Source organism: Pedobacter sp., from assembly GCF_035566355.1.
Classification (GTDB): Bacteria; Bacteroidota; Bacteroidia; order Sphingobacteriales; family Sphingobacteriaceae; genus Pedobacter.
The window spans coordinates 1-9,145 of the sequence record NZ_DATMRL010000620.1 but is presented as its reverse complement, the minus strand read 5'-3'; the positions used below and the strand labels follow the sequence as shown (position 1 = coordinate 9,145).

Genomic DNA, 9,145 nt, shown 5'->3' with positions numbered 1-9,145 from the left:
TAATTTTACCCATTTGCCTGCTTTGTCTAGTTTCCCAGTGGCAAATTCTCTTCCTTCAACCCATATTTTAGCATCCCGGCCCTCGTTATTCCAATCTTCAAAATGAAGATACAATTCACCGATAACACCCTGGGGTGGATTCATTTCCATCTCCAGCTTTTTGCCATACCAGGCTTCCTTGCCATCCCATTTCCATATATCTTTTATCCCGGTAAATTTGAACTGTGTATTCCGTTTAAGCACAGGCGCATCTGCTCCTGCCTTTGTATATACCAGAGCCTCAGAAAAAGCCGCGGGTACAGGTGTCTTGCTTTCCGCTTGCTTAACCATCGGAAAAGTTGCCCTCAGCAGCCCTGTGTCTACACTCACTTCTGGTTTAAAAGCTTCACCAGACATATATTTGAGCAAGCTATATCTGAATTGCCTGGCAACCGGGTTCTGTGCAGACTGTACATCGTATCCGCAAACCAGTAATTTTCCTTTACCTACCTGGCATTCGAACAGTGATCCTAATTTCTCATTGAGGTGAAAATCGCTAATCGGCTGCGCCATTGGCTGTATATTTTGCGGCCATTTTTTTAGTTTAAACGACCGCCCTCCTTTACTGATGGCTTCCCATTGCCAGTTGCTAAAAAAGTCTGTTGGAAAATCATTAAATACTGGATGTTGAGCGTTAACAGACGTACCCAGAGTGGTATTTTCCTGGCCTGGAAAAAACACATTGGACCAGAACAATGGCTCAAAGAACACTGGCCTGAAACCATCCGCCTGACCAAGCTTTGAAGCGTAAAGTAATACGGTTTTGCCATTTTGCAGGTCCTGCAATGTTTTTTCGTCGAGTCTGTCGGTCTCTGTGACCGCTCCGGAAGTTGGAGCTGGAACTTGCTCCGGGTAGATCCAGATTTCCCATTCATTGTGATAGGCTGTTCCTGGCAAAGACAATACAAACTTTGCTTTTGTTGCCTTCATTACTTTTGTTAAAGGCAGGCGCACCTCAACCACTGGTTTCACCTCTCCCCTTTTTATCAATACATCACCTGCTGTTCCCTGTCCCAGCAACTGATTACTTTCATTGGTAAGTGTCCATTTCAGTTCATTTTTAAGGTCTTTGCTTCCATAATTGGCCACTTGCAGCTTTGCCACAAAGTCTTCTGTATTTTGCCAGATGAATTTTTTAAATCTTGCCAGCGGGACGACCTCATTGTTATACTGTTTAAAATAAGGAGCTGCTGTTGTGCCTTTATCATCATAAAATGCATCCAGCCAACCCACCAAGGCCTCTCCCTGCCCCTGGTAATCCTGCATACTCAGCATTTGAAAACCTGCACAGGAGGGTGTACGGTAAAAATTTTCAATCAGCGCTTTGTACAACACCTTTTGTAATGCGCCGCTGGCTTTATGGAAAACGGCATCTTGCTGTTCTAATCCATTCGCCACAGCAGAGGTTTTGCAAAGCTCTAGATTACGGGCTTTCAGTACGCCGGTATATTTATCAATCTCCGTCCATAAAGGATAAACGGGAAATTGACCCACCTCATGGGCTATAATTGGGATATTGCTTTTTGAATAGTTTTTTTCCAGGTCATAATCTGTACCCGCCTCCTTCAAACCATACGTTCCGCCAGCATTCGGGATATTATGCGTAGCGGAGAAATCATCAACAGGCATGATCTTTCGGGCAGTAGACAAGGCATATAACCTTCTGGCATCCTTGTCTTTTATTTTCCGGATCCATTCCTGCATTTTGGAAAAATCAGAATTTCCCAATTCATTGCCTATACACAACATGGTAAAAGAGGGATGATTTCCGTAAGCCTCTACGATCCGCTGCAATTCGTCCTGTACAAACTGATCGGCCGAGGGATTGTGACCAAGTCCTTTAGGAAGGCCCTTTGTCAGCATATCCGGACGGTCTTTAGGTGGTTCGGTCATCCACCAGTCAATCCATATCATTTCGGCCTGGATATAGATGCCAAGCTTATCCGCAGCTTTAAAGGCCGCTTCAGGCGGGCACCAGGAGTGAAAACGTACATGGTTAAGCCCGTAAGATTTATAAATCCTGAAAATCCTTTCCCATTCTGTCACATCGCAGGAAGGGTATCCAGTTAGCGGAAAATGTACACAATCCAGATTTCCCCTCATAAATACAGGGGCATCATTGATCAGAATTTTTGAGGCATTTCGGCTAATGCTCCGAAAACCAAAATCAACTTCAACCTGGTTCTTATTCTGCAACCTGGCCGTGATCTGATAACGGTTCGGCTCAAATTCATCCCATAGTTTAACAGGAAAGTCCAGTTTAAGGTGGTGTACCTGCTCAACCTCATTGCTTAGCCTAAGTTGCTTGCTGAATACCAGTTTATTGGTTTGCAGGTCGACAATCGTATAAACGATATTCATGGGAGCAGCATCCTGGAGTTTTAATTTCAACTCCAGCTGCTTCTTTTTTGCATCAGCAAACACCTGCAGATCTGTTAACCGTGTTTTCGCTTTGGCTTGCAGTTCGATTTTACCAACTACGCCATTCCAGATGCTCTGGGTATACTCGGTATAGGCATGGCCTTTATCTCCGATATTGTAAATCAGGTCGTTGTTGATTCGAAGACTGAGCCGGTGTTTTCCTGGTTTTAATATGCCTAAAGAATGAATATGTGGTACGGCAAGTGCATCTTGTTTAGACAATTCCACTCCGTCAAGCCATACTGTAGATTCCCACAGGACTCTTTCCAGAAAAAGTTCGATTTCTTTTCCTTTCCAGGCAGATGGAATATCAATTTCCCTGCTGTACCATGCCGGTCCTATGTATTTATAGGCCCTTGATAGAATTCCATAATCGGCACCCTGGGTCTTTGTTCCTTTTTTTGCCTCGTCTGTTGTGCCTGGAAGCTGGATGTGCTCTACATTTGGGTTTTGATACCAGTCTTGTTTCATTTCTTTCCCATCCGGATCAAGCCTAAAACACCAGGAGCCAGCTAAAGAAAGTCTTTCCTGCGAAAAACCTGTTTGAGTGACTAAAACAAAAAAAAGAAATCCGGTTAAGTATTTCATCATAAAGATCATCTAGGCTTGAATTGACAAGGACAGAAAACAAATTTACATGATGCGAAGAGTTAAATTAATGGACATTATTCCATTAATGATGGATTTTCTGTTGAAAAGAAAAGGCCCTGATTTGTTTTAAATCAGGGCCTTATATAAGCTTATTTAAATATTCCTGCAGGTACGGCACCTGTCCAGGCCAGAGGTAATTTATGGAGTCCAAAAATCTTTGCCAGTACCAGGGCTGTATTTTTATTGCTGTTGAATGCAGTAGTTATCCCTTGCTTTTTGATTTGCGGGCCTGTAATTGCCCATGGCACCTGCATTTCGTTCATCGTAATGCCTCCATGGCCTTTATTAATCCCCCCATGATCTGTGATCAGCATAAAGTGAGTATCCTTGTAAATACCCGCTTTTTTTAATTGATCGAGCAGTTCGCCTATGGCCACATCTGCCGCTTCAATTGCTTCTATATATTCAGGAGACATCCACCCAAATCCATGTCCTGCGTGATCGGTATGTACACTGTACAGAAAGACCAGACTTGGGTTTTGCTTGTTTTTCACCATAAATTCATAGGCTTTTTGATAGTTGTCCTTATACTCGTCTTTTTCTTCAAAGGATACTTCATCCAGGTATTTCTTGTTGATGGGGTTGATCAGTTCTTTCCAGTTATAGTAATAACCGATCCTGGCATTTGGAACTTCTTCCTTTAAGACTTTAAAGATGGATGGATAATAGCCGTCCGGATCTGTTTCCAAAGGCTGCAGGGTGTGTTTTTCCAATGTCCAGTCGTTGGCTGTGATGCCGTGTTCTTCCGGGCCTGATCCGGTAAGATGGCTGGTCCAGTTTGGAAGGGTAACAGATGGCATCACCGGCCGGGTGGTTAGTGACAAGACCCCATCGGCGATCATTTTATCCAGATTAGGGTGTTTGACCGCTTTAAATCCTTCTGCGCTGAATCCGTCCAGGCCGATAATCAACACATGGGCAGGTTTCTTTTGTGCTACAGCGGTAATGGAAACAGATAGTAGGGTTAATACCCCAAAAAAATACATCTTCATAACTCGGGTTTATATCAATCAAAAATAACAATAGTTTGCAAATTCTATACATTGTTTAGTATTAATTAACAAACTAAAGAAAACCATATATACCTCTCTTTTTAAATTATTTTCAATATCAAACGTTTGTGTGATGTTTCTTGAGTTTACTGAAAACAGATAACTCTATATTGGCAGTAATTATTGTTACCACAATCACGATGAAAACATTTTGGATGCCTAAACCTCAAAATAAAGCTTTGCTAACTATAGCTTTTACAGTGCTCACGGCCTATGCTCCGGCAATTGCTGCACAAAAACCAAGTACAATTCAACAGGTTCTGCAAAAAGACCATAAGGTTATTAGCGCAAAAAAGATCAACCCAACTACAATTGATGTATTGTTCTCTGATCAGCAACATTTGACTTTTGATTTCTACAGCGACCAGATTTTCCGCCTTTTTCAGGACAATTCTGGTGGCCAGATGAGAGATCCCGAGGCTAAACCTGAGGCTAAAATCCTGGTTGCAAACCCAAGGAAAAAGGTGGTAAAATTAAATGTAACGGATGAAAATAACCTGATTACGATCACGACCGATAAGATATCCATCCAGATAGACAAAAACACCACTTTATTCAAAGTCATCAACCTGGGTACTCGTGCCTTGGTTCTTGAAGAAACAGCACCTGTCCGGTTTGAAAAAGCTGAAGTAGGGTTAAGCTTAAAAGAAGATCCGCAGGAATATTTTTATGGTGGTGGTGTACAGAACGGACGTTTTTCCCATAAGGGAAAAGCGATCTCTATTGAAAACCAAAACAGCTGGACGGATGGCGGAGTAGCCTCTCCCACCCCTTATTACTGGTCTTCTAAGGGCTACGGAATCTTATGGCATACCTTTAAAAAAGGAAAATATGACTTTGGTGCCAAAGAAAAGGGACAAGTTAAACTCCTGCATGAGACCAATTACCTGGATGTCTTTATCATGGTTGGCAATGGAGCACCAGCACTTTTAAACAGCTTTTATCAGTTGACGGGAAATCCTGTACTGCTGCCTAAGTTTGGTTTTTATGAGGGACATTTAAATGCATATAACCGGGATTTCTGGAAAGCTGACGAAAAAGGAAATTTGTTTGAAGACGGCAAACGCTATAAAGAAAGTCAGAAGGATAACGGAGGAATTAAGGAATCTTTAAATGGAGAGAAAAACAACTACCAGTTTTCTGCCCGTGCCGTGATTGACCGGTATAAAAAGAATGATATGCCATTTGGCTGGTTGCTTCCAAATGATGGCTATGGCGCAGGATATGGACAAACCAGCACTTTAGACGGAAATATTCAAAACCTGAAAAGTTTAGGCGATTATGCCCGCAAAAATGGGGTGGAGATCGGATTATGGACTCAATCTGACCTCCATCCTAAAGCTGGAGTGAGTGCTTTATTGCAAAGGGATATCCTGAAAGAAGTAAAAGACGCCGGTGTGCGTGTGTTGAAAACAGATGTAGCCTGGGTAGGTGAAGGTTATTCCTTTGGCCTTAACGGGGTTTCGGATGTAGCACAGATCATGACCAAATATGGTAATGACAGCCGGCCGTTCATCATCTCCTTAGATGGCTGGGCGGGTACGCAACGTTATGCAGGGGTTTGGTCTGGCGATCAGACGGGTGGCGTTTGGGAATACATCCGCTTCCATATCCCTACTTATTTGGGTTCTGGTTTATCCGGACAACCCAATATCACTTCTGATGTGGATGGCATATTTGGTGGTAAAAACCAGATTGTCAATACCAGAGATTTTCAGTGGAAAACCTTTACGCCAATGCAACTGAACATGGATGGCTGGGGTGCAAATGAAAAATATCCCCAGGCTTTGGGTGAACCTGTTACGTCGATTAACCGGAATTATCTGAAGCTAAAATCTGAACTTATCCCTTATACCTATAGTATTGCCAGAGAAGCGGTGAATGGTTTACCGATCATCAGGGCTATGTTCCTGGAGCATCCAAATGCGTATACCCAGGGGCCTGCAACGCAGTACCAGTTTATGTACGGTCCTAATTTCTTAATTGCACCGATCTATCAGGCTACTAAATCTGACGATAAAGGCAATGACATCCGCAATGGAATCTATCTTCCTGAAGGTACATGGATTGATTATTTCTCCGGAGAAAAATATACGGGGAATTGCATCCTGAACAACTTTGATGCTCCTCTGTGGAAATTACCAATATTCGTTAAAAACGGGGCCATCATTCCGCTGGCCAATCCGAACAATAATGTATCTGAGATCAATAAAGGCATCCGGATCTACGAGCTTTATCCTTCAGGAAAAAGTTCTTTTACCGAATATGATGATGATGGGACTACAGAACAATACAAATCTGGCATGGCGAGTTCCAGCTTCATTGAATCGGAAGTAGAAAACAACCGCGCAAAAATTATCATCCACCCTGCAAAAGGGCATTTCAATGGTTTTGTTAAAAACAAAGCTACTGAACTTAGGGTCAATGTATCGCAGGAGCCCAAAAAAGTATCTGCAAAAGTAGGTAAGAATACCATCAATCTGGTTAAAGTGAATTCTATGAAGGAATTCCTGAGCAAACAGAATGTGTATTTTTACGATGCGGCTCCAAACTTTAACCAGTTTGCCACTAAGGGCACTGCATTTGAAAAAGTGAAGATTCTGAGGAATCCGCAGGTGCTGATCAAACTGGGGGCAACAGATATTTCTGTAAATGCAGTTGTGGCTACGATAGAGGGATTCAGATATGAACCTTTAAATACGCAACGTGTATCATCAGGGCAGCTGGGCAGTCCGCTTCATGCCGAAGTTTCAGATAAGAACAGGGAGGCTTATACCTTAAAACCAACCTGGTCAAAAGTGGCTCATGCTGATTTCTATGAAATAGATTTCAATGGCATGCATTATACAACGATTAAGGATACTACTTTGTTATTTGATGGTTTGACTGCAGAAACGCCATATTCCTTCCAATTGCGGGCGGTAAACAAAGATGGCCATTCCAACTGGACTGAATTTAAAACAACCACTAAATCCAATCCGCTTCAATTTGCAATTCATGATATTCTTGCCCAGTCGACAGCTCAAGACCAGGAAGAATCTGAAATTGATAAGTTATTTGACTTTGATGAAGGCAATATCTGGCATACCAAATGGGGTACAAAGGCTGTTCCTTTTGACGTGGTTATGGATCTTAAAACAATCAATCAGCTGGATAAATTCCAATACCTTCCACGTTCAGGAAGAGGAAATGGCACGCTTCTGAAAGGTAAAGTATACTATAGCAATGACAGAGAAACCTGGACAGATGCTGGTGCATTTGAATGGGCAAATACGGATGCGGTTAAAGTATTTGATTTTGCCAGTCATCCTACCGCCCGTTTCATTAAGCTATCCGTTGCTGAAGCTGTGGGTAATTTTGGTTCAGGCAGGGAATTGTATGTGTTCAAGGTTCCTGGTACGGAGAGTTACCTTCCCGGAGACATCAACAATGATCGTTTGATAGACAGGAATGACCTGACCTCTTATACCAATTACACCGGTTTAAGAAAAGGTGATGCGGATTTTGAAGGTTATATCAGCAATGGCGATATCAATAAGAACAATCTGATTGATGCGTATGACATCTCGCTTGTGGCTACTAAAATTGACGGTGGAGTTAATGACAACAAAATTGAAAAAGTAGCCGGTTCACTGGAAATCAGTACGGCAAAAGAGAATTACAATAAAGACGAAATCATTGAAATTAAGGTAAAAGGCAATAACCTTAAATCTGTGAATGCTTTGAGTTTCGCATTACCATACAATCCACAAGATTATGAGTTTATAGGTGTACAGACTGTAAACACGAAACAAATGGAGAACCTGACTTATGACAGGTTACATACCAATGGCGTTAAGGCTTTATATCCAACTTTTGTGAACTTGGGCGATAAGGAAGCGCTGAGTGGCAGTTCGGATATCTTTATCCTTAAGTTCAAAGCCAAACGCAAGCTTAAGTTTGACCTGAAGGCTTTAGATGGCATTTTGGTGGATAAAAACCTGAATACAGTGAGCTTTTAGTATTTACACTTTACTCCTTTAAGCCGCCTCATCAATCAACGATGAGGCGGCTTTTTTTTAGGTCAGCAGCATCAGGTTAATATCTTACCGAACTGGGTTAAAATCCGGTCAATTGTTAACAAATCAATAAGGATATTTATATTAATGAACCAGAAATCCACTATATTAACCCTAATTTTTATTCTGCTTATAAAAATGGGCACTTTTGCACAGCAAACGATCGAAATCACAACTAAAAACAATGCACTTATTCTGCAAACTGACCAGGACAATTCTCTATTATCTTGTTATTTAGGGAAAAAACTGGCCAATACCAAGGAGTACGCAGAAATCAATACGCTGGACAAACATAAACCAGGCAGTGACGAACTGTATAATAAGCGAGAGGCTTATATCGCTTCCGGTTCATTGAATTTATTGGAGCCTGCTTTATCCGTAACCCATTATAACGGCGACAAATCTGTGGTATTAACCTATGTTAGCCATCAGGTTAAAAAAATCAACAATGACCAAACTTTAACCTCTGTTGTTTTAAAAGATGTCCATTATAACCTGGAAGTTGTACTTCACTATATGACCTATGATCAGGAAGATGTTATAGAGCAATGGGCTGAAATTTCGAATCAGGAAAAAGGCAGTATTGTATTGAATAAATATGCTTCGGCAAATGTAACCTTAGCGGGAAAGAAGTTTTTTCTAAAAAGCCATCACAGTGGCTGGGGTAAAGAGATGCAAAGCGAAGAACAAGAGCTCTTGCACGGCATCAGAACTTTGGACAGCAAACTGGGCACCCGTGCCAACCTGCTCCACTCTTCTTCATTTATGGTTTCTTTAAATAAGCCTGCTGATGAGGATGAAGGGGAAGTTATTGCCGGTTCCCTGGAATGGACAGGAAACTTTAAAATAGAATTTGAGACTTTTGATGAATATTATCTGCGCATTACTTCGGGCATCAACAATTTTGCTTCAAACTATACGCTG

4 protein-coding genes are annotated in these 9,145 nt (G+C 41.7%); 2 read left to right on the top strand and 2 right to left on the bottom strand.

What is annotated here, in order from left to right:
- Together VNZ46_RS24350 and VNZ46_RS24345 are read right to left on the bottom strand one after the other, a co-directional pair.
- Positions 1–3,051: sugar-binding domain-containing protein (locus tag VNZ46_RS24350; protein WP_325563481.1), on the bottom strand; the 3,051-nt coding region annotated here is incomplete at its 3' end.
- A 149-nt stretch (positions 3,052–3,200) separates the two neighbouring features.
- Positions 3,201–4,103, bottom strand: a complete 903-nt coding sequence (locus VNZ46_RS24345) for an ectonucleotide pyrophosphatase/phosphodiesterase (protein WP_325563479.1) — start codon at positions 4,101–4,103, stop codon at positions 3,201–3,203.
- Positions 4,104–4,303: 200 nt separating this feature from the next.
- Here VNZ46_RS24345 and VNZ46_RS24340 point away from each other — a divergent pair, with 200 nt between their 5' ends.
- The gene (locus tag VNZ46_RS24340) at positions 4,304–8,164 is read left to right on the top strand and encodes a TIM-barrel domain-containing protein (RefSeq protein WP_325563477.1); all 3,861 of its coding nucleotides are present in this window, start codon (positions 4,304–4,306) and stop codon (positions 8,162–8,164) included.
- Positions 8,165–8,359: 195 nt separating this feature from the next.
- Positions 8,360–9,145 (top strand): glycoside hydrolase family 36 N-terminal domain-containing protein (locus VNZ46_RS24335; RefSeq protein ID WP_325563475.1); only part of this gene is annotated, 786 nt, incomplete at its 3' end.

Coding starts and splice junctions, on each gene's coding strand:
- VNZ46_RS24340 (WP_325563477.1), top strand. CDS start 4,304: ATGAAAACATTTTGGATGCCTAAACCTCAAAATAAAGCTTTGCTAACT.
- VNZ46_RS24345 (WP_325563479.1), bottom strand. CDS start 4,103: ATGAAGATGTATTTTTTTGGGGTATTAACCCTACTATCTGTTTCCATT.